This is a genomic window from Weizmannia agrestimuris (genome assembly GCF_943193165.1).
Classification (GTDB): Bacteria; Bacillota; Bacilli; order Bacillales; family Bacillaceae_C; genus Weizmannia; species Weizmannia faecalis.
Map to the genome: position 1 here is coordinate 20,690 of NZ_CALPDC010000021.1, position 24,756 is coordinate 45,445.

The 24,756-nt window shown below is 48.5% G+C and carries 18 protein-coding genes; 11 read left to right on the forward strand and 7 right to left on the reverse strand.

Annotated elements, in window-relative coordinates; translation table 11 throughout:
- Positions 1-6: 6 nt before the first annotated feature.
- The 4 genes from NFR98_RS09450 to NFR98_RS09465 are packed head-to-tail and all read left to right on the forward strand — an operon-like array spanning position 7 to position 3,778.
- Positions 7-1,107 (forward strand): ABC transporter ATP-binding protein, encoded by a 1,101-nt coding sequence (locus NFR98_RS09450; RefSeq protein ID WP_017553709.1) that lies wholly within the window; start codon positions 7-9, stop codon positions 1,105-1,107.
- On the forward strand, positions 1,104-1,895 hold the full coding sequence (locus NFR98_RS09455; RefSeq protein ID WP_035189136.1) for an ABC transporter permease: 792 nt from the start codon (positions 1,104-1,106) through the stop codon (positions 1,893-1,895). Before NFR98_RS09450 ends, NFR98_RS09455 begins: the two co-directional genes overlap by 4 nt.
- 3 nt (positions 1,896-1,898) lie before the next feature.
- Entirely contained in the window at positions 1,899-2,708 is an 810-nt protein-coding gene (locus NFR98_RS09460; RefSeq protein WP_251460007.1) for an ABC transporter permease, read from the forward strand.
- Positions 2,705-3,778, forward strand: a complete 1,074-nt coding sequence (locus NFR98_RS09465; protein WP_035182645.1) for an ABC transporter substrate-binding protein — start codon at positions 2,705-2,707, stop codon at positions 3,776-3,778. The genes NFR98_RS09460 and NFR98_RS09465 overlap by 4 nt, the downstream gene beginning before the upstream one ends.
- 1,121 nt (positions 3,779-4,899) lie before the next feature.
- On the opposite strand, the gene NFR98_RS09470 is transcribed toward NFR98_RS09465, so the two are convergent.
- Complete coding sequence (locus NFR98_RS09470) at positions 4,900-6,291, reverse strand: hypothetical protein (RefSeq protein WP_035189141.1); 1,392 nt, start codon at positions 6,289-6,291, stop codon at positions 4,900-4,902.
- A gap of 502 nt (positions 6,292-6,793) precedes the next feature.
- Between NFR98_RS09470 and bcaP the strand changes: the two genes are divergently transcribed.
- A complete protein-coding gene (gene bcaP, locus NFR98_RS09475; RefSeq protein WP_251460009.1) occupies positions 6,794-8,203 on the forward strand; it encodes a branched-chain amino acid transporter BcaP in 1,410 nt (469 codons plus the stop codon).
- A gap of 61 nt (positions 8,204-8,264) precedes the next feature.
- Here the strand turns inward: bcaP and NFR98_RS09480 are convergent, their stop codons facing one another.
- Genes NFR98_RS09480 through NFR98_RS09490 form a run of 3 tightly spaced genes read right to left on the reverse strand, consistent with a single transcriptional unit; the run spans position 8,265 to position 11,154 of the window.
- A complete protein-coding gene (locus tag NFR98_RS09480) occupies positions 8,265-8,984 on the reverse strand; it encodes a LutC/YkgG family protein (RefSeq protein WP_014096310.1) in 720 nt (239 codons plus the stop codon).
- Complete coding sequence (locus NFR98_RS09485; protein WP_017550637.1) at positions 8,981-10,411, reverse strand: LutB/LldF family L-lactate oxidation iron-sulfur protein; 1,431 nt, start codon at positions 10,409-10,411, stop codon at positions 8,981-8,983. Before NFR98_RS09485 ends, NFR98_RS09480 begins: the two co-directional genes overlap by 4 nt.
- 23 nt (positions 10,412-10,434) lie before the next feature.
- Positions 10,435-11,154, reverse strand: a complete 720-nt coding sequence (locus NFR98_RS09490; protein ID WP_017550636.1) for a (Fe-S)-binding protein — start codon at positions 11,152-11,154, stop codon at positions 10,435-10,437.
- A 488-nt stretch (positions 11,155-11,642) separates the two neighbouring features.
- Here NFR98_RS09490 and NFR98_RS09495 point away from each other — a divergent pair, with 488 nt between their 5' ends.
- Complete coding sequence (locus tag NFR98_RS09495) at positions 11,643-13,046, forward strand: amino acid permease (RefSeq protein ID WP_061087278.1); 1,404 nt, start codon at positions 11,643-11,645, stop codon at positions 13,044-13,046.
- Positions 13,047-13,602: 556 nt separating this feature from the next.
- On the opposite strand, the gene NFR98_RS15760 is transcribed toward NFR98_RS09495, so the two are convergent.
- Both NFR98_RS15760 and NFR98_RS09500 read right to left on the reverse strand, forming a co-directional pair.
- Complete coding sequence (locus NFR98_RS15760; RefSeq protein WP_268810711.1) at positions 13,603-13,731, reverse strand: hypothetical protein; 129 nt, start codon at positions 13,729-13,731, stop codon at positions 13,603-13,605.
- A gap of 56 nt (positions 13,732-13,787) precedes the next feature.
- Complete coding sequence (locus NFR98_RS09500; protein WP_017550634.1) at positions 13,788-14,945, reverse strand: iron-containing alcohol dehydrogenase; 1,158 nt, start codon at positions 14,943-14,945, stop codon at positions 13,788-13,790.
- A gap of 270 nt (positions 14,946-15,215) precedes the next feature.
- Between NFR98_RS09500 and NFR98_RS09505 the strand changes: the two genes are divergently transcribed.
- The 4 genes from NFR98_RS09505 to NFR98_RS09520 all read left to right on the forward strand — a co-directional run bounded on the left by NFR98_RS09505 (position 15,216) and on the right by NFR98_RS09520 (position 20,526).
- Positions 15,216-16,469, forward strand: a complete 1,254-nt coding sequence (locus tag NFR98_RS09505; RefSeq protein ID WP_017550632.1) for an ammonium transporter — start codon at positions 15,216-15,218, stop codon at positions 16,467-16,469.
- A 160-nt stretch (positions 16,470-16,629) separates the two neighbouring features.
- The gene (locus tag NFR98_RS09510; protein ID WP_026684233.1) at positions 16,630-18,231 is read left to right on the forward strand and encodes an ATP-binding protein; all 1,602 of its coding nucleotides are present in this window, start codon (positions 16,630-16,632) and stop codon (positions 18,229-18,231) included.
- Complete coding sequence (locus tag NFR98_RS09515) at positions 18,228-18,908, forward strand: response regulator (protein ID WP_017550630.1); 681 nt, start codon at positions 18,228-18,230, stop codon at positions 18,906-18,908. The genes NFR98_RS09510 and NFR98_RS09515 overlap by 4 nt, the downstream gene beginning before the upstream one ends.
- A gap of 316 nt (positions 18,909-19,224) precedes the next feature.
- The gene (locus NFR98_RS09520) at positions 19,225-20,526 is read left to right on the forward strand and encodes a CitMHS family transporter (RefSeq protein WP_251460011.1); all 1,302 of its coding nucleotides are present in this window, start codon (positions 19,225-19,227) and stop codon (positions 20,524-20,526) included.
- A gap of 288 nt (positions 20,527-20,814) precedes the next feature.
- On the opposite strand, the gene NFR98_RS09525 is transcribed toward NFR98_RS09520, so the two are convergent.
- Entirely contained in the window at positions 20,815-21,822 is a 1,008-nt protein-coding gene (locus NFR98_RS09525) for a glycosyltransferase family 2 protein (protein ID WP_251460012.1), read from the reverse strand.
- Positions 21,823-22,189: 367 nt separating this feature from the next.
- Here NFR98_RS09525 and helD point away from each other — a divergent pair, with 367 nt between their 5' ends.
- Positions 22,190-24,481, forward strand: a complete 2,292-nt coding sequence (gene helD, locus NFR98_RS09530; RefSeq protein WP_251460014.1) for an RNA polymerase recycling motor HelD — start codon at positions 22,190-22,192, stop codon at positions 24,479-24,481.
- Positions 24,482-24,756: the final 275 nt, after the last annotated feature.

A 24,756-nucleotide genomic window follows, 5' to 3' on the forward strand; every position in this document is an offset into this window, starting at 1 on the left:
ACAGCAATGAACAGCGATATCATCATTCGTTTTGACCATGTCACGAAACAATACGACGATGATCCTGCTATTTTGGATGACGTCAGTTTTGAAATTGAACGCGGAAAATTCTACACCCTGCTCGGGCCGTCGGGTTGCGGGAAAACAACCATTTTGCGCCTGATTGCAGGATTTATTGCGCCGACAAAAGGAAATATTTACATCAACGGAAAAATCGTGAATGACGTTCCGGCCAACCGGCGCCAGGTCAATACCGTTTTCCAGGATTATGCGCTGTTTCCGCATTTAAATGTGTATGAAAACGTCGCGTTCGGGCTGCGCATTAAAAAAATGAAGGCGGCTGTGATTGACCAAAAAGTAAAAGAAGCCTTGAAGTTTGTGAACCTGGAAGGCTATGAAAACCGGGAAATCAGCGAAATGTCAGGCGGGCAGCGGCAACGGGTCGCGATTGCGCGCGCGATTGTCAATGAACCGGAAGTGATTTTGCTGGACGAACCGCTTTCCGCTTTGGATTTGAAGCTGAGGACAGAGATGCAGTATGAACTGCGCGAACTGCAGCGCCGCCTTGGCATTACGTTTATTTTTGTCACGCACGACCAGGAAGAAGCGCTTGCGATGAGCGATGAAATTTTTGTCATCAATAACGGGAAAATTCAGCAGAGCGGGACGCCGACCGATATTTATGATGAACCGATCAACCGCTTTGTGGCGGACTTTATCGGTGAGTCCAATATCCTTCCGGGGAAAATGATCCGCGATTATCTTGTGGAATTTAACGGCCGTGCGTTTGAATGCGTAGACCGCGGCCTTAACCCGAACGAGCCGGTTGAAATTGTCATCCGCCCGGAAGACCTGGAGATCACGACGCCGGAAAAAGGGAACTTGAAAGTGCGGGTGGATACGCAGCTGTTCCGCGGCGTCCATTATGAAATTTGTTGCTACGATGAAGAGGGAAATGAATGGCTTGTCCACTCGACAAAAAAAGCAAAAGTCGGGGATACGATCGGCCTTTATTTTGAACCGGAAGCGATCCACGTGATGAGATTCGGCGAAACAGAAGAGGAATTCGACCGGCGCCTGGAAGCGTACGATGAGGTCCGGCCATGAAAGTAAATGCACGCACTTTTTATCTCGTTCCGTATTTGCTGTGGATCCTTCTTTTTGTAATCGCGCCGATTTTGCTCATTCTCTATTATTCTTTTTTTGATATTGAAGGGCATTTGTCGCTTGTCAACTATGAAAAATTTTTTACGCCCGTTTATTTGAAAATGACGCTGAGCTCTTTTTGGTATGCGTTTTTGATTACGGCGTTTACACTTTTGATTTCGTATCCGACTGCTTATCTTTTGACAAAATCGCGGCATAAGCAGCTCTGGCTCTTATTAATCATTTTGCCGACATGGATCAATTTGTTGTTAAAAGCGTATGCGTTTCTCGGGATTTTCGGCACATTCGGCCCGGCCAACTCGTTTCTTGAATGGATGGGCATCGGGCAAAAGCAGATTTTATTTACAGACTTCAGCTTTTTGTTTGTGTCTACTTATATTTTTATCCCATTTATGATTTTGCCGATTTATAACGCGCTTGAAGAACTAAACCCGGTCTTTATGGATGCGGCGCGCGATCTTGGCGCCTCGAAATGGACCACGTTCCGCTGCGTTGTGTTTCCGCTCACGCTGGACGGTGTCAAATCAGGGTGTCAGGCTGTCTTTATTCCGTCTCTGTCACTCTTTATGATTACGCGCCTGATTGCGGGAAACCGTGTCATTACGCTCGGTACGGCAATTGAGGAGCATTTCCTTGTCACACAGGATTGGGGCATGGGGTCTACGATCGCCGTCTTTTTGATCATTGCCATGGTCGTCATTATGATTGTGACCGGCAACCGGAAGTGAGGGATGAAGTTGAAAAAAAGATGGAAATGGTCAAACTTATATCTGATATTTGTGTTTATCGTCCTTTACGCACCGATCTTTTATTTAATGTATTATTCGTTCAACAAAGCAGGGAACATGCATGAATTTAGCGGTTTTACATGGGAATGGTACAAGGAAGTGTTCCAGGACACGCGCCTTATGATCATTGTCATCAATACGCTTGTGATTGCGCTACTCGCATCCGCGATTTCAACGGTGATCGGTGTGATGGGGGCGCTCGCGATCCGGTTTGTGAAAAGAAGAAGAACGAAAAATGCGCTGCTTTCGCTCAATAATGTGCTGATCGTAAGCCCTGACGTCATTATCGGTGCATCGTTCCTGATTTTATTTACGATTGCAGGGATCAAGCTCGGGTTTACATCCGTTCTCGTTTCGCACATCGCTTTTTGCATTCCGATTGTTGTGCTGATGGTGCTGCCGAAACTGCAGGAAATGAGCCCGACTTTGATGGATGCGGCGCGCGACCTTGGGGCAAGCCAGTGGGATGTGTTGTCGAAGGTGATTCTCCCGTATATTACGCCCGGTATTTTTGCCGGTTTTTTCATGGCGCTCACGTATTCGCTCGATGATTTTGCCGTCACCTTTTTTGTCACCGGGAACGGCTATTCGACGCTTTCCGTTGAAATTTATTCGCGGGCGCGCCAGGGGATTTCACTCACGATTAACGCGCTGTCAACGCTGCTCTTTTTCTTCTCTATTATCCTTGTGATCGGGTACTACCTCGTGAACCAGCGCCAAGCCCGCACGAACGGAATGGGGGTTAAAAGATGAAACAGCTGCTGCGTGTTTTTATTGCGATAATCGTTGTCGCCCTTGCCCTGCAATTTCTCGCTGGGCGCATGAACCAAACGGAAGGCTATGCAGGCGGAAATACGCTCACGATTTACAACTGGGGGGATTATATCGATCCCGCCTTGATTAAGAAATTTGAAAAGCAGACCGGCATCAAAGTCATTTATCAAACTTTCGATTCGAACGAAGCCATGATGACCAAAATTTCCCAGGGTGGTACAACGTTTGATGTTGCGGTTCCATCCGAGTATATGATCGAAAAGATGAAAAAGGAGAACTTGCTGATTCCGCTTGATCATTCGAAGCTGCCGAACTTGAAATATATCGATTCGCGCTTTATGGATTTGCCGTTTGACCCGAAAAATCAATACTCAGTGCCTTATTTCTGGGGGACGGTCGGGATTGTGTATAATTCAAGTATGCTCGGTGGCAAAAAAATTACAAGCTGGGACGACCTGTGGGATCCCGATTTGAAAAATCAGATTCTGCTTGTGGACGGCGCCCGCGAAGTGATGGGGATGGGGCTCAACAGCCTGCATTACTCGCTGAATGATACGAATGAAAAACATTTGCAGCAGGCAAAAGCAAAACTTGACCGGCTGATGCCGAATGTGAAAGCGATCGTCGGCGATGAAATCAAGATGCTACTGGCCAATGAAGAAGCTTCGCTCGGGGTTGTCTGGTCGGGGGATGCGGCTGAGATCATGTCAGAGAATAAAAAGCTGAACTATGTTGTGCCGAGCGAAGGCTCCAATCTCTGGTTCGACAACATGGTCATCCCGAAAACAGCGAAAAACGTGGATGGCGCCCTGAAGTTTATCAATTTTATGCTCGATCCGAAAAACGCCGCGCAAAACGCCGAGTATGTCGGTTATTCAACGCCGAACAAAGCGGCTCTGAAGATTTTGCCAAAATCGATTTCCGGCGACCGCCGTTTTTATCCGGATGCTGCACTCACAAAGAAACTGGAAGTATATAAAAACCTTGGCAAGAAAAAACTCGCCCGCTATAATGAGCTATTTTTGGAATTTAAAATGCATACCAAATAACGAAAGCCGTCCCGGATGCGCGGGGCGGCTTTCAAGTTGATCACGGGCGAAAATAACCGGCGGAATGTCTTTTGAAGCGGACACAGACATCACTCGGGTGGTGATTGAGATATTTTTTGGAGGTTTGAAAAGGCCAAAAGCGGCTTGGTTGGTGTTCGAAATGTCCTTTTGGGGGTTTGAAAAGGCCAAAAGCGGCTTGGTTGGTGTTCGAAATGTCTTTTTGGGGGTTTGAAAAGGCCAAAAGCGGCTTGGTTGGTGTTCGAAATGTCTTTTTGGAGGTTACAAAAGGCCAAAAGTGGCTTGGGTAGTGGTCGAAATGTCTTTTTGGAGAGCTCAAAAAGACAAAAGGAACCCGGGCAGTGATCGAAATGTCCTTTTGGAGGGCTCAAAAGGACAAAAGGAATCCGGGTAGCGATCGAAATGTCCTTTTGGAGGGTTCAAAAGGACAAAAGTGGCTTGGGTAGTGGTCGAAATGTCTTTTTGGAGGTTTGAAAAGGACAAAAGTGGCCTGGTTGGTGTTCGGAATGTCCTTTTGGAGGCTTCAAAAGGCCAAAAGCGGCTTGGGTAGTGTTCGAAATGTCTTTTTTGAGAGTTCAAAAGGACAAAAGGAATCCGGGCAGCGATTGAAATGTCCTTTTGGAGGCTTCAAAAAGACAAAAGGACCCCGGGTAGCGATCGAAATGTCCTTTTGGAGGTTTCAAAAAGACAAAAGTGGCCTGGTTGGTGTTCAAAATGTCTTTTTGGAGGTTTCAAAAGGCCAAAAGCGGCTTGGGTAGTGTTCGAAATGTCTTTTTGGAGAGTTCAAAAGGACAAAAGGGACCCGCCCACCAATAGAAATCCTTCATCGAGATTATGAAAGACAAAAGAGAGACGGCAGCCCTCGGAAATGTCCTTCATCCCGCGCATGAAGGACAAAAGGGGATCCGCCCGCCCTCGGAAATGTCCTTGATCGCGGGCATGAAAGACAAAAGGGACCCCGCCCGCCCCCAGAAATGTCCTTCATCACAGGCATGAAAGACAAAAGGGGATCCGTCCGCCCGCAGAAATGTCCTTCATCGCAGCCATTTGGGCGACCTGCGTACTCGGCCATAAAAAAAGCAGGGTCTGGCCCCACTTTCGCCTTACGCTCTTCGCTTTTCCATATCAATATACAAATTTCGGTATGCGTTCGATTCCGCTTGCATGCCGAGTTCGTGATAAATTTTTGACAACCATTTGACCGGGGCGGGGTCGTTTTCCCGCAACTCCATTTCCCAGCTGAAACAGTCAAGCGCTCTGTCGTACTGCCCGAATTCAAAATACAATTCCCCGAGCAGGGATTGCTTGTCGGGATCGTCCGCCATTTGGTGCATTTGCTCCACTTTGCGGATGGCCGGCAAATGCCCGGCTGCTTTCTTGAACGGAAGCAGCCATTCCAGTATATAGGAAGTGTCCCGGTGCTGTAACAAATAGGAAATGCATTTTACCACGAATTTCTCTGCCTGTGCCGGATGCCCGGAAAAGAGCGGGGCAAGCCGGTTCAGTGCTTCTACATCTGTTTCACCATCATCCGGGCTCCATGATTCAAGCATCTTTTCCACTTTTTCCGCCTGTTTCGCACTCAACTGAATCTGTTCCTCAAGCATCATCGGGATCATTTTTTCCAGTTGTTTTGTCTCAATATAAAACTTAAGTAAATCCTGCTGCAGCGGTTCAAACTGCTGAATGCGGGCATATAGATTTTCCAAAATGGCCATTTTTTCCGCCTCTTCGAAATGCGCATCCAGCCGTTCAAGGAGCGCTTTGTAGCCGGTATCGGTCGGCGACGATTCCATTTGCTCAAGGCTTAACGCGATTTCGTCCGCCCACCGGTTTTGCGCACGCAGTAGGTCGCAAAGTTTTGCAAAAGCTTCAGCATCCGGCATTTTCTCATATAAAAGTTTTTCGGCATAAAGGGGGTCTTTCCGGATCAGTTCGGGTGAATAGGATTGAAAGAGTTTGTCGTACTTAATCAGATTTAAATCGCGGGACATTTGCTTGACCCAGCTTTGCTTCGGCGCAAAATCTTTTAAAATGCGGAGGATGCGCGCGCACTGCAATAGCTGGCCATTGCGGCGGTATTCATAAAAGATGGATTGGATATATTCAAAGAGCTTCCGTTTCGGGACAAACGATTCGAAAAACGTGGCAATCCAGGCGGCTTCAAGTGGCGGGAACAGTTTCTCCATTTTGCCGGTAAGCTGGGCAAAATGAATGGTTTTAAATGAGCAACCCGGCTGGAAAAGCAAATCAATCAGCGGATGGGGAGGCTCCAGCACAATGCAGTCACGGAAAGCCTGCGCCACTGCGGACTGCCGTTTGATTTTGGCGGCGGGTACCGCGTTCAAATAATGGTCCTTGTAAAAAATCACATACCACAGGCGGCCATCATCACCGGTTGCCTCGACAAATTTGCCCTGCAAAAAAACGGCCATCCTTTCTATATCCGCGTGAATCACGTGTTTGCGGTCTGTAATGGTCAATTGGGCTGCCATAAAATCCCCTCCTTGATAGTTTGATTATACCATACAGCAGCGGGATTGCGACCATCGGATATTCCGTAGCAGGCTCACGATTTTGAAGGATTGCGGGTTGTTCCAAGAAAGATTTTAGGCCCGTTTTTGGCGCTGAACCACCGTTGGCAGGCAAAAGATCCGTGGCAAAAGCCCGCCGCAGGGTTAAATTGCGAATTGATATGCTTACCCGGCCCCGGGTAAACGTATCAGGGGCCTTCACGAAAAAGCTTCGCGGACGTTCTTTTATTTCATATGCAAAGTTTTTACGCTGCCATGTTCTATTACGATGCAAATACAACAGTTTTTGCTGCCGGCAAACCAATACGGATATATCCGGGCAGGCTGGAAAAGCGTGATAAGGGTTACAATTTCTTACAATCAAAATTTTTTATTAATTTGTTATATTTCTATATTGATAAATTTTCAATGAAAAGTATAATAGAGATATGCAATTATACAAAAATTTTGGGGAGGATGAGAGATGAGCATCTTTCAGACAAAAGCAATCGCAAACCTTGTAGAAGAGACCCAGGGCAAGCAAGGGCTGAAAAAAGCGCTTGGTGCACTCGATCTCACTTTGCTCGGGATCGGCGCCATTATCGGCACAGGGATATTCGTGCTGACAGGTGTGGCTGCAGCAAACTATTCCGGCCCTGCACTCGTTATTTCCTTTATCCTGTCGGGGCTCGCATGTGGATTTGCTGCCTTGTGTTATGCAGAATTTGCATCAATGGTGCCGGTTGCCGGAAGTGCTTATACTTACGGGTATGCGGCGCTGGGTGAATTTTGGGCATGGATTATCGGCTGGGATTTGATTTTGGAATACGGCCTGGCTGTTTCAACCGTTGCGATCGGCTGGTCCGGATACGCCGTGAACTTGCTTGGAAATCTCGGAGTTCATCTGCCAAAAGCGCTGACGCTTGCACCGATGGACGGTGGCATTGTCAACCTGCCGGCCATTCTCATTATCGCTCTAGTTGCCTGGCTGTTGTATTCAGGGGTCCAGCAGACATCTCGCCTGAACGGCATCATCGTAGCCATAAAAGTAGCCGTTGTCCTGCTGTTTGTGGTGCTTGCTGTCGCACATGTGAAACCGGTCAACTGGCATCCGTTTATGCCGTTCGGATTTAAAGGCGTGCTTTCGGGCGCAGCGGTTATTTTCTTTGCTTACATCGGCTTTGATGCTGTATCGACAGCTGCAGAAGAAACGCGCCGCCCGCAAAAAGACGTGCCGCGCGGAATTTTGTTCTCCTTGTTAATTTGTACCGTGTTGTATATCATCGTTTCCGCCATTTTGACAGGCGTTGTCAAATTCAGCATTTTCAGCAGGCCGGAAGCTGCTTCTGCTCCCGTTGCGTATGCATTGCAGCAAATTGGCATTCACTGGGGTGCGGCACTGGTTTCCGTTGGGGCCATTTGCGGGATTACTTCCGTATTGGTTGTTATGGCATACGGGCAGACGCGTGTATTGTTTGCCATGTCGCGTGACGGACTTTTGCCTAAAATTTTTTCAAAAGTCAGTGAAAAGAGAAAAACTCCAGCGACTTCAACTGTTTTGGTCGGAATCGTCACCGCGATCACAGCCGGGTTCCTCCCGATCAATATTGTGGCTGAGATGACCAATATTGGGACGCTTGCTGCATTTGTGATTGTATGCGTGGCAGTCATTGTGCTCCGCTATAAACGCCCGGATCTGGAACGTCCGTTTAAAACACCGCTTGCCCCGGTTATACCGGCTCTCGGTGCAATTACTTGCGGCATATTGATCGCAAGCCTACAGCCGGCAACCCTGATCCGCTTCGTTGTCTGGTTCGCAATCGGCATGGTGATCTACTTCGGATACAGCATCCGCCACAGTGAGCTGCAACAAGAAGCGAAAAAAACAGCGTAAAACCAAAAATAGATGGCCTGTTTCAACAGGTCATCTATTTTTTTGAATTTTTTGCGTTTTATTATTTATCGTTCACAACAATGTAAGCCGCTTTGACTGGCCCGTGCACGCCGACGATCAAGTTCATTTCAATGTCAGCAGAGTTGCTTGGGCCGGTAATAAAATTGATGCATGACGGGACGGTTTCCCCGTTTTTGATCTTTTCGCGGATCTGTAAGGCGGCCTGCGTCATGCGCGGGACAATCGTGCTTTTCGGTACAATCGCGATATACGTCTTCGGCAGCAGGCTGACCGACCGGCCGCGTTCTTTGCTGCTGAACAAAACCACTGTGCCGGATTCCGCCAATGTGATATCACTGAACGTAATCCCGACATTCGCTTTTTCGCACAGCGCAATATTTTTTTCGCCGATTTCGGGATCCCAGACATGGGTTTCGATTCCCATTTCCGGCCAGCCTTCCTCAATCAGCGGGGTTAAGCCGAATTCCCCGAACCGCTTGTCATTCCAAAGCGAGACAGGCCCGCCGCCGTACAGTTCTACGACTTCGTTTAATTTTCCGGGCAAAGTTTTTGCATCCGTTTCAAAAAAATCAACATGGACACTGAGCGACTGCTGGCGCAATACTTCCAGCAGTTCCTCCTGGTTTGCATTTGGCAGTACATCATATTGCGGCTTATGCTTGTAATCCGGACGGGCAACGCCGGATACAACCGGTTTGCGGCCGAGCCTGCCGGCAATATTATTTAAAAATGCATCCCGGTTTTGGATGGCTCCGTTCATTTTTTCTGCCCCCTGTCTTTCTCCCGCTTTTCAAACCAGTCACGGAAAGGTTCTTTGTTCGGCGCAGGGAAATCGCGCACATCCGTCCACGGTTTCATCGGCCCCGGTCCTTTATGGATCAAATCGTCTTTTAAAAACGGACGGACGACTTTGGAAGCCATTTTTGCCCCGGCCCCGTAAAGTCCAGGTTTTGAAGCGCCGACGCCGAACGCTTTCATCAACAGCCGTTCTGCTACCGGTGAGCGTTTTTCTTTTTCCGCGATCACTTGGCGGTGCTTAATCAAAAGCTCATGCAGCGGAATTTTCACCGGGCAGGCTTCTGTGCAGGCTCCGCAAAGCGAAGAGGCGTACGGGAGTTCTTTGTATTTGTCGTATCCGCCTAAAAGTGGGCTTAATACCGCGCCGATCGGTCCTGGGTAAATGGAGCCGTACGAATGGCCGCCGATATTCCGGTAAACCGGGCATACATTGATGCAGGCTGCACAGCGGATGCACTGCAGCACCTGTTGGAATTCCGTCCCGAGAATATCGGAACGCCCGTTGTCGACAATCACGAGGTGGAATTCTTCCGGCCCGTCGACTTCGCCTGCTTCTTTCGGGCCGGTCACAGTTGTAATATAGCTCGTCAGCCGCTGACCGACCGCGCTCCTCGTTAACAGGCTCACCAAAACTTCGAACTCTTCGTAAGTCGGGACAAGCCGTTCCATCCCCATCACAGCGATCTGTGTTTTCGGAAGGGTTGTGACCATGTCGGCATTCCCTTCATTTGTGACAAGGCCGACCGAACCGCTTTCGGCAATGGCAAAGTTACAGCCGGTAATCCCAATTTCCGCCGATAAAAATTCTTCGCGCAAAACTTTACGTGCAAACGCGGCCAGTTCCTCCGGTTTTTCCGTGCCGGTATAGCCGAGACGGTCGCGAAACACGTCGCGGATTTGATCTTTGTTTTTATGCAAAGCCGGCGCGACGATATGGGAAGGATGGTCGCCGGCCACCTGTAAAATGTACTCGCCGAGGTCGGACTCGACAACAGTGCTGCCCGCTTCCATCAGGGCTTCATTCATGCCGATTTCTTCCGTCACCATCGATTTCGATTTAATCACTTTTTTCGCGTTTTTTTTCTGCACGACTTCCTTAATATACTGGCTCGCTTCTTCAGCGGTCTGGGCAAAGAAGACATGGCCGCCGCGTTTTGATACATTTTCGCTTAATTGATATAGATAATAGTCCAGATTGTTTAAAACGTGTTGGCGAATTTCTTCACCGAGCGAACGCCATTCTTCCCAGTTTCCGAGTTCATTGGCTGCCGCCAGCCGGTTGGTTTGCAGCCGTTCCTGGGCACTGCGGACGGCACCACGCATAAAATCATCGTTGATGCCTTCTTCGACCCTGCCTTTAAATTTTTCATCACTAATCGATAAACCCATTTTTTTCACCCCTTTGCCGTTTTTTAATCTCTGCTGTTCAAAACTTCTGCAATATGCATAATTTTCATCGGTTTGCCTTTACGCGTCATCCGGCCGCCAATATTCATTAAACAGCCGCAGTCGCCGCCGATTAAAACGTCAGCACCGGTTTCTTCGACGTGCTCCACTTTTTCGTCCACCATTTGCTCGGAGATTTCGCTCATTTTCACGGAGAACGTGCCGCCGAACCCGCAGCATGACAATGCATTAGGCAGTGGCACAAATTCAAGGCCGTCCACATGTTTTAACAGTTTCATAGGCGCGTCTTTTACTCCGAGCAGGCGCGTCATATGGCATGATGGATGGTAGGTGGCCTTTGCGTGCAGGCTTGCCCCGACGTCTTCCACTTTTAATACATCCACGAGAAATTGTGTAAATTCGTATGTTTTCGCAGCGAGCGCTTTTGCTTTTGGTTCCCACACCGGGTCGCCTGCAAAAATTTCCGGGTATTCTTTAAACATGTATGCGCATGAGCCGGAAGGAGATACGACGTAATCTGCGTTTTCGAACGCTTTCATCATTTGTTTCATCGCAGGTTTTGTATCTTCCAGATAACCGCTGTTATAGGACGGCTGCCCGCAGCAAATCTGGCCTTTTGGAAGATCAACTTCACAGCCCTGCCGCTCCAGCACTTCCACCATTGCTTTCCCGACATCCGCTTTGAACATGTCGACAAGGCAAGTGATGAACAAACTCACTCTCACAATATTCACCTTCTTAAAGTATTAGGTCAATCATCAGATGACCGGATTACAGTTATTATACTCCTTATAGTGAAAACTTGGCAATGAAAGAAATATAGGTTTTAAAACTTTTGCCCTACGAAACGGCAGTTCTGATTGGTTTCCATTCCGGAATCGAAAAGTTAATTCCATTCTATATATTTATTTTAATGGAAAGATACAAATAAAACACCTGATTTACCGCTTTTTTTCGGTACGGTCGCAAACTTGGAGATCAGGTTTTACCCTGGATTGGTTAGCATTTCCTTTTCTCTCCATCCGGCAGCATTGCCTGATTGATCTTGTCCTGACATCCCCGGTTTTGGTTTGTGCACTTGTAGGCTTCCCATCAAATTCCAAATCATTGTTTTACCACATTAGTAATTTATCACTTTACCAAGATAAAGAAATGCGTTAAAATAATGACATAAAATGAAGCGAAACCAAACCAACACAGAGGGTGAACATATATGAATAAAAAATGGGGACTTTGGACTTTAACCACGTTCGTTGTCGGCAATATGGTGGGCGGCGGGGTCTTCATGCTGCCGGCTAATCTCGCAAATAAGGCAGGGGCGCTCGGTTCAACACTTGCGTGGGTGCTGACCGGCTTTGGTGTTTTGATGATTGCGCTCGTGTTCGGAAACTTGGCCATCCGGAAACCGGAACTGAAAGCAGGACCGCAAAGCTACGCACAGTCGCTTTTTAAATCGAAACAGGCAGGCCGGGTCGCCGGCTACAGCATGGCATGGGGCTACTGGGCAGCGAACTGGGCGGCAACGGCTTCCGTCATTATTTCGTTTGCGGGTTATTTAACGACATTTTTCCCGATTATGCAAAGCACGAAAATCCTGTTTACGCTCGGATCTTTCCAAATGGAGACCGGAAAATTTTTGACATTTGCTGTGTGTACAGTCATGCTTTGGGGGATTCAATCGATTCTGTCGCATAGCTTTAACAGCGGCGGAAAAATGAATCTTGTCGCGACGGTCACAAAAGTACTCGGCTTTATGATGTTTATCGTCATTACCGTTTTTGCATTCGATGCCGCGAACTTCGGCAATGCGAAAGCTTTTACCGATGCGGACGGCCACGCTGTTTCTCTCTTCGGGCAAATTAACGGCGGCGCCATCTCCACATTGTGGGCGTTTATCGGCATAGAATCGGCAGTAATGCTGTCAAACCGCGCCAAATCACAAAAAGATGTGAAAAAGGCAACACTTCTCGGCCTGTTGATCTCGATCCTGATTTATGTCGGCATTACACTACTGACAATGGGCGCTTTGTCCCAGGCGGAACTGCGCGTTTCACATAAACCGCTTGTCGATGCGCTCGGTCAGGTGCTCGGTGCAAACGGCCAGTATATATTAGCCGCACTGGCGCTCATTTCCTTGTTTGGTTCAACTGTCGGCTGGATTATCGTCAGCTCCGAAGTGCCGTACCAAGCGGCAAAGGCCGGCCTTTTTCCGGCATTTTTCGGGAAAACGAACAGAAAAGGATCACCGTCCCGTTCGCTATTGGTAACAAATATCATGACGCAAATCTTTTTATTCTCCACTGTGTCGGACACCATTTCGGAAGCGTATGATTTTGCCATTGTCGTGGCAACACTGGCTTATTTGATCCCGTATCTTGTATCGGTTATTTACCAGTTGAAGCTGGTGGCAGCCGGTGAAACTTATACGTCGCTAGGCGCTCGCACAACAGACGGTATCATTACCGGTATTGCGCTAGTGTATTCGGTATGGGTCATCATTACCGGCACTGCCGATTTAAAAACGTTCTTCCTCGGCATCGGGCTGTTTGTCATCGGCCTGGTTTTATACCCGGTTTTGATGCGGGAAAATAAAGTATATAAAGAGGTGCTGGAGTAACTGCGACCCGTTGGGAAAACTGCTTCCTGACGGGGCTCCTTTGCTTAGGCTAGTCACCCGGCCACAGCTACGGCGAGATGACTCAGAAGTGGAGGCGGGTTGTAACCCCATTTCTTAGGTTCCTTTCTTGGCCGGTTTCCAACGGTCCGCCACTATGACCAGTTGATTCAAGTGGAGGCGGGTTGTAACCCCGTTTCGCAGTCTCCGTTCTTGTGCCGGTTTCCAAGGGATCGACACTATGGCGAGATGATTCAGAGGTGGAGGCGGATTGTAACCCCATTTCGATTCTTGTGCCAGTTTCCAATGGTCGGTCCGCCGCTATGGCGAGATGATTCGGACGGAGACGGGTTGTAACCCCCATTTCGCAGTCTCCGTTCTTGTGCCGGTTTCCAACGGTCCGCCACTATGACCAGTTGATTCAAGTGGAGGTGGGTTGTAACCCCATTTCGATTCTTGTGCCAGTTTCCAATGGGCTGCCACTATGCCCGAGATGATTCGGACGGAGACGGGTTCAACCCCCATTTCGATTCTTGTACCGGATTCCAATGGATCTACACTATGGCCAGATGATTGGAACAGAGGCGGTTTTCAATCCCCGTTTCGCAGTCTCCATTCTTGTGCCGATTTTCAACGGTCCGCTATGGTCAGATGGTTCGGAAGCGGAGGCGGGTTTTAATCCTCTCATTTCGCAGGCTCCCATCAAAAAGAAAAGGATGCCCTATAAAGGACATCCTTTTCTTTTTACAAACTCATCTTCAAAATTTCCCGCACATCTTCCTTGCCCAGTTTTTTAAAGTTGCCGATCGGGCCGAATGGCAAAGCTTTTTCTGCCATGACGTCGAGCTTGTCATCGCCGATATTGTAATCTGCAAGCCGGCTTGGCGCGCCGATTTCGTTAAAGAAAGCGCGGACTGCATCAATGCCAGCAAGTGCAATTTCCTCATCCGTTTTCCCTGCAGGATCCACGCCCCATACCTCAACGGCAAACCGTTTGAAACGCGGGATATTTTCTTTATAGACGTACTTCATCCAGTTCGGGAAGATGATCGCAAGCCCGCCGCCGTGCGGGATATCGTAAACAGCGCTGACGGCGTGCTCGATCGAGTGCGTTGCCCAGTCGGTTTCCACGCCGGTCGCAAGCAGGCCGTTGAGCGCAAAAGTGGAGCTCAGCATTAAGTTTGCGCGCGCATCATAGTCCTCAAGGTTTTGCAGCACTTTACGCGCATTTTCGATCACTGTTTTCATAATCGTTTCTGCAAAACCGGTTTGCAGCGGAATTTCTTTTGTATGCGAAAAATATTGCTCAAATACGTGCGAGAGCGTATCCGAAATGCCGTAAACAGTCTGGTTACGCGGCACGGTAAACGTATTTTCCGGGTCTAAAATCGAGAACGTCGGGAAAGTCATGCTTGCTCCGTGTTTTTGTTGCGTTTCCCAGTTCGTAATCACCGAGCCTTTATTCATCTCTGAACCCGTCGCAGCCAGCGTCAGCACAGTGCCAAGCGGCAGCGCTTTTTCCACTTTCGCCTTTCTTTCGTAAAAATCCCATACATCGCCGTCATACAGGGCACCGCCTGCGATTGCTTTCGAACAGTCGATGACGCTGCCGCCGCCGACAGCAAGAATCCAGTCGAGTTCATTTTCGCGGATCAGGGAGATGCCTTTTTTAACGGTGGACAGGCGCGGATTCGGTTCAACGCCCGCAAGTTCGCGCACATGGCAGCCTTTCTTCTCAAAAATTGCCTGCAATTTGTCATACAAGCCGGAACGTTTGATGCTGCCGCCGCCATATACAAGCAAGATCCGTTTTCCGAGCTGGTCGATTTTTTCATCGAGCTTTTCGAGCTGCCCTTTTCCGAAAATCAGTTCAGTCGGGTTGTAAAACGTAAACGGGTTCATCCAATTCCCTTCTTTCTTTGGAGTTTTACAGACAGATTGTACCACATTTTAGGATGCGCCAATCATTTTAAAAGCTTGCATGAGGAAAACAGTCCTTTTCGTTTAAAATTTGAAAGCGCGTTCTGATCGGTATGTAAGAAAACCTGACAACAAATATAAAAATTTTAAAAAAATTAACGAAAAAGTATTGAAAAAATGGCTGACATCACATATGATAATTTATATAACAAAGATGCGTTATAAAATCTAACATCAGAAAGGAAGAGGCAAATGGTTCCTGCAGATTCGGTCTTTATGTTTGTATCGACGGCGCTTGTTTGGGTCATGACACCTGCGATTGCGCTGTTTTACGGGGGGATGGTGAAAAGCAAAAACGTTTTAAGCACCGCGATGTACAGCTTCGGTTCGCTTGGGATTGTATCGGTATTATGGATTCTTGTTGGTTATTCGCTGGCGTTTTCAACCGGCGGCAACGCGATTCTCGGCGATTTAAGCTGGGCGGGGTTGCACGATGTCACGTTTAAACCGAATGCAGATTACAGTGCGACGATTCCGCATAACTTATTCATGATGTTCCAAATGACGTTTGCGGTTTTAACCATTGCCATTATTTCAGGCGGTTTTGTCGGACGGATGCGGTTTTCGGCATACTTGATTTTCATTTCCTTATGGTGCGTGCTCGTCTATGCGCCTGTTGCCCACTGGGTATGGGGCGTTGGCGGCTGGATCCGCAACCTTGGCGCACTCGACTTTGCAGGCGGCAATGTGGTTCATATTTCTTCCGGCGTGGCGGCCCTCATCCTCGCGCTTGTGCTCGGAAAACGGAAAGAATCCGAGACCGGACGGCATAACTTAATGCTTGTCCTGATCGGCGGCAGTCTCCTTTGGCTCGGGTGGTTCGGATTTAACGTCGGAAGTGCCTTATCGTTAAATGAAGTTGCCATGTATGCTTTCATCAATACCAATACTGCGGCGGCTTGCGGGTTAATCGGCTGGGCCGCGGTGGAATGGATTGTCAATAAAAAGCCGACATTGTCAGGCGCGATCTCGGGCGGCATTGCAGGGCTTGTAGCGATCACGCCGGCAGCCGGGTTTGTAACGCCAATGGCTTCGATCCTGATCGGCCTGGTTGGCGGCATCGTCTGCTTCTGGGGCGTCACGTATTTGAAATCGAAACTCGGCTATGATGATACGCTGGATGCATTCGGCATTCACGGCATCGGTGGCACATGGGGCGGCATTGCAACCGGCCTGTTCGCCTCTAAAGCGGTCAATTCTGCTGGCGCGAACGGTTTGTTCTACGGTGATCCGTCGCTCGTCTGGAAACAGCTCGTCGCCATTGTGTCCACCTATATTTTCGTTGGTATTGCCTCCTTTATTATCATCAAAGCGATCCAATTGTTTATGCCGATCCGTGTTGATGAAGAAGCGGAAAAAAGAGGTCTTGATATTACGTTGCACGGCGAACATGCTTACGGCCAGCCGTACGAAGATGCGGTTTACGAACAGGCTGCAGCAAAATAATAGAAGAAATACCAGCCCCTTTCCAGGCTGCCGGGACAATCCCGGCGGCTTTTATTTTGCTTAGATTGGGAACGCGGTTTAGCGCATCATGCCATTTTCGCCGCAACATTTCCAAAAATCATGTAAAATGAAGATAAATCCTTTTTGGCGGGGGATGGGGATGCGTAAAAGAAAGGTTTCATTGCAGACAAAAATACTGGGGCTTGTGCTGCTTCTGTCTTTTTTGATCATCGGCACGATTTCCGGTTATTTTATGGTGCTGGAGCAGCGCCGAATCGAACAACAGGAAGGGCGCCTGGCGTTAAATATTGCGAAAACGGTGGCGGCAATGCCGGCTGTTGTGAATGCTTTCCAAAGCAAAGATCCGTCCAAAACGATTCAGCCGCTTGCGGAAAAAATCCGCAAAGAAACCGGCGCCGAGTTTATCGTTGTCGGCAACAGGGAAGGGATCCGCTACTCCCATCCGCTCCCGGACCGGATTGGCAAAAAGATGGTTGGCGGTGACAATGAACGGGCCATTTTGAAAGGGGAATCCTATATCTCAAGCGCAAAAGGATCACTTGGCCCGTCATTAAGAGGGAAAACACCGGTACGCGACCGGAACGGAAACATTATTGGCATCGTGTCGGTCGGGTTCATGTTAAGTGATGTGAATCGGCAGACCAACATGCACATGATGAAAGTGGCTGGCGTCGCACTGCTCGCTTTTTTCGGGGCCATTATCGGAAGCGTGCTGCTTGCCCGGGATATCCGTAAAGACACAATGGGGCTTGAACCGTTCGAAATCGCGTCGCTTTACAAAGAAAAGCGGGCCATTTTACATGCGGTTAAAGAAGGGATTATTGCTGTTGACCGGGAAGGGTTTGTCACTACCATGAATCAGCCAGCGAAAAAAATGCTGCATATTGACGGATCGGTCAGGCGTACAAAGATTGACAAGCTGATACCGGCTTCCATTTTTTACGCCGTGTTAAAATCCGGCAAGCCGCAAAAGGACCGGGAAATGGTATGGAAAGACCGGACGCTCATTGTAAACAGTACTCCGATTCTGAATGAACGAGGGAAAGTGCAGGGGGCGGTTGCTTCTTTTCGCGACCGTTCGGAAATTGAACGAATGGCCAATACATTGAGCGAAGTCCGCCAATACTCGGAAGATTTGCGGGCCCAGTCCCATGAATACGCAAATAAGCTGCATGTCCTTTCCGGGCTGTTGCAGCTTGGGGCTTATGAAGACGCAATTGAATTTATCAGGGAAGAGACGGCATCTTTGAAAAACCAGCACGCCCGTGTTTTTGAGAAGATAAAAGACATGAAAGTCCAGGCGGTTTTGCTCGGCAAACTCGGCAAAGCATCCGAAAAAAAGATTCATTTTGATATTGATCCGAACAGTTCTTTAGAAAGGTTGCCAAAGCAAATCGATGTGATGCGGCTGATTGTCATGCTTGGCAATCTGCTCGACAATGCTTTTGAAGCAGCGGGAAAAACCGATCACCCGGCCGTCTTGTTTTTTGCGACAGATATGGGGGATGACATTGTATTTGAAATCAGCGATAACGGACCTGGCATGGAAGAAGCGGTCCTCGGGCATATATTTGAAAGGGGTTTTACAACAAAAGCAAAAGAAGCGAACAGAGGGTTTGGCTTATCCAATGCCGCTCATGCTGTGTCTGAACTTGGAGGTTTTATTGAAGTCCACAGCCACCCCGGGGAAGGAACGGTTTTTACGGTTTATTTGCCGAAAAGGGAGGGTGTCAACAGTTGAAAACAATAAAAGCGGTGATCGCCGAGGATGATTTCCGTGTGGCGCTTGTCCATGAAAAGTTTCTGGCGGAGTTCCCTTGTTTCGAAGTGGTTGGCAAAGCCTTGAATGCAAAAGAAACACTGGCGCTTGTAGAGGAAAAGTCTCCGGATTTTTTGCTTCTGGATGTATATTTTCCCGACCGGATCGGTGTTGATCTGCTTCCTGACCTGCGGGCGTTGTCGCCGCATCTCGACATTATGATGATTACAGCCGCTGTGGAAAAGGATTTTATCGAAAAGGCGCTTCATTATGGGGTGGAACATTATTTAATCAAGCCGGTTTCGCTTAAGCAGTTTAAGGAGACGGTCGAAAAGTATCTGGATAAAAAGCGCCTCCTGGAAACAGCGGGTACGGTGGATCAGGCCTGGGTTGATTCGCTGTTCGGGTCGCCACGCCGGGAAGCGGGGACGCAGGAAACGGAGCTGCCGAAAGGAATTGATGCGATTACGCTGAGCAAAGTAAAAGCAGTGCTAATTCCGGACCAGGGGCAGTCCGCCGAACAGGTCGCTGAAAAAATCGGCGCCTCCCGGACAACCGCCCGCCGCTATTTGGAATACCTGGTTTCCATCCGGACGTGCAGAGCAGAAGTCGAATACGGCATCGTCGGCAGGCCGGAGCGGAAATATTATCTTGTTTAAACGCCTGTACGGCAGGTTGTGAAAACGAGGGTTACAAAAAATGGAAATCGGGTTTTCCATAAGTGTTGGGACCGTGACGGGATACTGGGGAGTACTGGGTACGTGTTGCTCTTGCACGAGGCTCACCGACCATTAGATCGGCCGGCTTCGTTAGCGAGTACTGGGCACATGTTGCTTTTGCACCCTTCCCCCTTTTCTGTTCGTGAACAAAATGAACAAAATAGTCAAAATAGATTTTATACCAAATATGTTGAAAACGCTTACAATGGTTGGTTCATTGGGTAAACTGAAAGAAATGAACGAAGGGGTGGCTGTTTTGTTGGCGTTCATGGGTTTTTTGATGATTATTGTTTTCATGTTTTTGATCATGACGAAGCGGCTTTCCGCCATGATTGCGTTGATGTTGGTGCCGGTCATTTTTGCGGTTATCGGCGGGTTTTGGAAAGGAATCGGGAAGATGGCGATCGAGGGGGTTACAAGCGTCGCGCCGACCGGCATTATGATTTTATTTGCCATTCTTTATTTTGGACTCATGATCGACGCGGGGTTATTTGACCCGATGATCTCGCAAATATTAAAACTCGTAAAAGGGGATCCGCTCAAAATTGCGATCGGGACAGCGGTTTTAGCCGTTTTGGTATCGCTTGACGGGGACGGCACGACCACCTATATGATTACTATATCCGCGATGCTGCCGCTTTACCAGCGGATCGGCATGAAACCGCTCGTGCTTGCGGGCATTGCCGTTTCCGGATCGGGCGTGATGAACCTGCTGCCATGGGGAGGCCCGACAGCCAGGGCAATGAGCGCGCTCGGCCTCGAGACGTCAGATCTGTTCACGCCGGTGATTCCGTCTATGATCGGCGGCTTGCTATTTGTCTTTCTCCTTGCTTTTTATCTCGGGCGTAAAGAAAGAAAACGGCTGGGGATCATCAGCTCAGAAAATGAAGCAATTTTGGAACAGGCTGCAGCAGTTGCAGTCGGTGAGGGGAATGAATTAAAGCGCCCGAAACTCATTTGGTTCAACGGCCTTTTGACGATTGCGCTGCTTGTTGGGCTCATTATGGAAGTGCTGCCGACAGCGGTTTTGTTTATGCTCGGTTTTGCCATTGCGGCGATGGTCAACTATCCGAATATGGATGTCCAGAAAGAAAGGGTTGCAGCCTATGCTGGAAATGCGATGTCGGTTGTGGGGATGATTTTTGCAGCCGGGATTTTTACAGGCATTTTGTCCGGGACAAAAATGGTTGATGCAATGGCAAACACATTGATTACCCACGTTCCAGCAGCCTGGGGACCGCATTTTGCCGTCATCACGGCAGTCATCAGTGCACCGTTTACCTTTTTCATGTCCAATGATGCATTTTATTACGGCGTTCTCCCGCTCGTTGCAAAAGCAGCAGCAGCGTACGGCATTAGTGCGGAGGCAATTGGCAGGGCATCATTGCTCGGGCTTCCGGTCCATTTGCTGAGCCCGCTCGTCCCATCCACCTATCTGCTGGTCGGCATGGTCGGTGCCGAGTTTGGTGATTTGCAACGTGCTTTCTTAAAATGGGCGTGCGTATCGGCACTCGTTATGATCATTGTGGCATTGGTGATTGGCGTGATTCCATTTTGAAGCAGGAAAAGCGAAAGGATGATGTGTGCCTTTCGCTTTTTTGCACTTGAGGGAGCCTAGGTTTGGTTCCGGTTCTTACAGGCTGGTCTGTGATTTTCGCGGCTCTTTTCGTAAAATGACCTGAAAGAAAAGAAGCCCGTGTTTACGCGTTCACCGAATACCGATATAAAAGGTGCTTTGCCGCATATGAAAACACGGCTCCCCAAAAAAGCGAGATAGAAGGAAGCGGCGGGGTGGAATAAGCCAACCACCGCTTCTGATACGACGTAAAAAGCGACAACAGGTTTGTCAATTAATCCTTTTTGCCGAATCCTGCTGTGTCCGCAACAATTGCTGGCTGATTGTCTCCTGCTGTGCATCCTGCGCAATCGTGTAGCGCGGACGCCTTTTTGTTTCCTGGTAAATTTTACCGATATACTCGCCGATTAACCCCATACTCATCAACATAAAGCCGCCTAAAAACCAAATGGAGATAATAATCGAAGCCCAGCCGTCATCCGCATGCCCGGAAATTTTTACAAAAAGTGCATACAAGCCGGCGATGGTGCTTGATAAAAAAGTAAACAAACCGACAAGGGTAATAAAGTGGATCGGCACCACGCTGAAAGAAGTAAGGCCGTCAAAGGCGAACGCCAGCATTTTTTTGAGCGGATACTTGCTCTCGCCGGCTGCCCGTTCTTTCCGGTCATAAAGCACTTCAGCCGTTTGCAAGCCGATTAACGGCATTACGCCGCGCAAAAATAAATTTTGCTCGGGAAAGCGGGAAAGCTCCTCCAGCGCACGCTTGCTCATCAGCCGGTAATCTGCATGATTGTATACGAGATCGACGCCGAGTTTTTTCATTGCCCGGTAATACCCCTGGGCAGTCGCTCTTTTAAAAAAGGTATCTTTCTCGCGCTTTTTTCGCACGCCGTATACAATGTCACAGCCGTCGTGGAACTTTAATAGAAATTCGCGCATAACCGAGATGTCATCCTGCAAATCGGCATCGATGGAAATGGCGCAGTCGGCCGCTTCTTTTGCTTTTTCAAGCCCGGCAAGCAGCGCTTTTTGGTGCCCGAAATTGCGCGAAAGCTTCAATCCTTTGACAAGCCGGTTTTTCCTTGTGATTTCTTCAATCATCGGCCATGTTTGGTCACGGCTGCCGTCATCCACAAACAAAATGTTGCTTTTCGGGCTGATCAGGCCTTCGTTCATCAAGGAATACACCACTTCCGTCAGCTGGCGTTCCGTTTCGTATAAAACAGCCTCTTCGTTGTAACAGGGAACGACAATGGTCAGTACTGGATTTTCCACGTTAGCAACCTCCAACAAACAGTATTACGGATAGGTTTTGCCAGCGTGAATCACTTTATGCTTGAAAAAGGGAAATGGAGAAAAAGAATGGCAAGATGATAGATCATGCGGTCTTCTAAGAAAAAACATGAGAACAGACCAGACATTGGAAAAACAGGCAGAAACGTGGTATACTAAAATGCGGAGTGCAATGGATGGTGCAATATACATTTTACCATCTTAATTATAGCATCTTCCAATGACGATTGTCAAATTTATTGGCTTAAGGGGCCGCGTTTTTCCCGGCTGGTTGGAATGTGCTGCTTTATGCCAATGCATTTGAAGAAAGTTTTTCTATACTCTTACTTGTCAGGAAGGGGCCGGTTTTATGCCACATGATGAAGAATGGTTAAAGGAACAAAAACGCGTTGATTATACAATTGAAAAAATGAAGCAGGAAAAAGAAACACTGCTTTCCAAAGTAAGGGCTGTCCGCGGCGAGGCACAGGAAATCCGCAATACGTTCTGGGAAGACGTAACGGTGAACCTCGATGAGCCGGATGATGTCGTGGAAACATCGGCGAGCGTCCGCCAGCAGGCAGAACTGCTTGCTGAACGCGAACGGAGCTACGGGCATATGGAAAAAGACGTGAAAAAACTTGACCGCCTCATTTATTCGCCGTATTTTGCCCGCGTCGATTTTCATGAAGAAGGGGGACCTTCCGAGCCCATCTACATCGGTATTGCTTCCTACCGGGATGAGGATGAGTATCTCGTGTACGATTGGCGTGCGCCGATTTCCAGTATTTACTATGACGGGGTGCCCGGCCCGGTTTCGTACCAGGCGCCGGACGGCAGGCGCGAAGGCATCATGGATTTGAAACGGCAGTTTCTAATCCGGCGCGGCCATATTGAAGCGATGTTTGATACCGGGATCTCGATCGGCGATGAAATGCTGCAGGAAATGCTTGGGGCAAACGCAAACACCCATATGAAAAATATTGTGGCGACGATTCAGAAAGAGCAGAACCGGATTATCCGTGATGTTTCAAGCAATCTTCTGTTCGTGCAAGGGGCCGCCGGAAGCGGAAAAACATCGGTTGCCCTGCAGCGGATTGCGTATTTGCTGTACCGGTACCGCGATTCGCTCAATTCCGAGCAAATTGTTTTATTTTCGCCGAACCAGCTGTTTAATCATTATGTGTCAAAAGTGCTCCCGGAGCTCGGGGAAAACAATATGCAGCAGACGACTTTCCTGGAGTTTGCCCAGGCACGCGCTGGCAAAAAGCTAAAAGTCGAAAGCCTGCTCGAGCAAATGGAAGAAGCGCTCGAAGGCAAAGCCGAAAACAGGAAAGAAGCACAAATCAAAGGCAGCCTTGCATTTTTCCATGCCGTTCGGGATTATGCGGAAAAACTTTTAAACGGCGGCATCATTTTCCGTGACATTCGTTTTAAAGGCGAGACGATTATCCCGAAGGAAAGAATTTCTGAGCTGTTTTATGCCTATGATAAAAGTTACTCGCTGCCGAACCGGTTTCAGCTTGTCAGCAAAAAGCTGCTGAAAGAACTGGAACAGATTGCAAAAGAAGAGCGGAAAAAGCCTTGGGTCGAAGAAGAAATGGAACTGCTCGGGACGGAAGCCTATCTTGCCGCCCATCAATATGCCGAGCGCAAATCGCGCAAGAACAATGATGCGTTCAGCGGGGCCGATGATGAAAAAGAATTTTTAGCGCGTAAAATCGTAAACCGGCGCTTCAGCTCGATCCGGAAACAAATCAAAGCATTTCATTATTTCCATATCCGTGCGCAGTATCTGGACTTTTTGCGGCGCGCGCCGGAGTTTGTGCCTGGCGCGGGAGAACGGCTTGATGGAAAAACGCGCGCCGCTTTCCGCGAAGGCTGGCTGCCCTATGAAGATACGGTGCCGTTTTTGTATCTCTTTGACCTTTTGACAGGCAAAGCAACGAGCAGTTCGATCAAATATGTGTTTATTGATGAAATCCAGGATTATTCGCCGATCCAGCTTGCCTATTTGCGCTATTTGTTCCCGTACAGCAAGTTTACGATGCTTGGTGACTTGAACCAGTCCATATTCGGCACAAGCGGCCGTTCGCAGATGGAGCTGATCAAGGAGATTTTCGGCGAAGAAAAAGCGCAGGTCGTATACTTGACGAAAAGCTACCGTTCGACTGCCCAGATCACCCGCTTTACGAAAGAAATTTTAGCGGGCGGGGAGAAGATTGAATGGTTTGAACGTGAAGGCGATTTGCCGGTTGTTGCGGCGGCCCGCGGCAAGGAAGAAGTTTTGGCAAAAGTTGCACGGTTTGCGAAAACATACGCAAAAGATAGCAGCACGGTTGCGATCATCGGCAAGTCACGGAAGCAGTGTGCTGAAGCGTATGAAACATTGCGAAAAGAACTGGATCTGGCCTTTATTGAAAAAGAATACAGCGATCTTCCGGAAGGCATCATCCTGATCCCGTCTTATCTTGCGAAGGGGCTGGAATTTGACAGCGTCATCGTGCTTGATGTTTCCGCGTCTGTGTATAAAGATGAAGCAGAACGCACCCTGCTATACACCGTCGGAACGCGGGCAATGCATCACCTTGCTCTTATCAGCAACGGTCCGGTGACCCCGCTTTTAGATAAAGTGCCTGAGACGCTATATGTAAAGGAATAAAAACAGGATAACAATGGCCGGCTGTTGCTAAACCCATCAGCCGGCCATGATCATATCCAGCAAGTAAAACGGCATGCTGAAATAGTTTGATCATGTTTATGATGCGGAATCAAATGGACGGGACTATTACACTTGTTTTACGGCTTTCCATGGATGGTTCTTGAGAATCTTGTTCTTGTTTTTCTTTAACGGCTTTCTGAAAGAAGTCTCCCATCCTCAAGGAATGTGAAGGTGCGAATCGCACCAATGAGTAGGTGGGAGATGAATTTTGGTTG

Coding starts and splice junctions, on each gene's coding strand:
- NFR98_RS09450 (WP_017553709.1), top strand. CDS start 7: ATGAACAGCGATATCATCATTCGTTTTGACCATGTCACGAAACAATAC.
- NFR98_RS09455 (WP_035189136.1), top strand. CDS start 1,104: ATGAAAGTAAATGCACGCACTTTTTATCTCGTTCCGTATTTGCTGTGG.
- NFR98_RS09460 (WP_251460007.1), top strand. CDS start 1,899: ATGAAGTTGAAAAAAAGATGGAAATGGTCAAACTTATATCTGATATTT.
- NFR98_RS09465 (WP_035182645.1), top strand. CDS start 2,705: ATGAAACAGCTGCTGCGTGTTTTTATTGCGATAATCGTTGTCGCCCTT.
- NFR98_RS09470 (WP_035189141.1), bottom strand. CDS start 6,291: ATGGCAGCCCAATTGACCATTACAGACCGCAAACACGTGATTCACGCG.
- bcaP (WP_251460009.1), top strand. CDS start 6,794: ATGAGCATCTTTCAGACAAAAGCAATCGCAAACCTTGTAGAAGAGACC.
- NFR98_RS09480 (WP_014096310.1), bottom strand. CDS start 8,984: ATGAACGGAGCCATCCAAAACCGGGATGCATTTTTAAATAATATTGCC.
- NFR98_RS09485 (WP_017550637.1), bottom strand. CDS start 10,411: ATGGGTTTATCGATTAGTGATGAAAAATTTAAAGGCAGGGTCGAAGAA.
- NFR98_RS09495 (WP_061087278.1), top strand. CDS start 11,643: ATGAATAAAAAATGGGGACTTTGGACTTTAACCACGTTCGTTGTCGGC.
- NFR98_RS15760 (WP_268810711.1), bottom strand. CDS start 13,731: ATGAGAGGATTAAAACCCGCCTCCGCTTCCGAACCATCTGACCATAGC.
- NFR98_RS09500 (WP_017550634.1), bottom strand. CDS start 14,945: ATGAACCCGTTTACGTTTTACAACCCGACTGAACTGATTTTCGGAAAA.
- NFR98_RS09505 (WP_017550632.1), top strand. CDS start 15,216: ATGGTTCCTGCAGATTCGGTCTTTATGTTTGTATCGACGGCGCTTGTT.
- NFR98_RS09510 (WP_026684233.1), top strand. CDS start 16,630: ATGCGTAAAAGAAAGGTTTCATTGCAGACAAAAATACTGGGGCTTGTG.
- helD (WP_251460014.1), top strand. CDS start 22,190: ATGCCACATGATGAAGAATGGTTAAAGGAACAAAAACGCGTTGATTAT.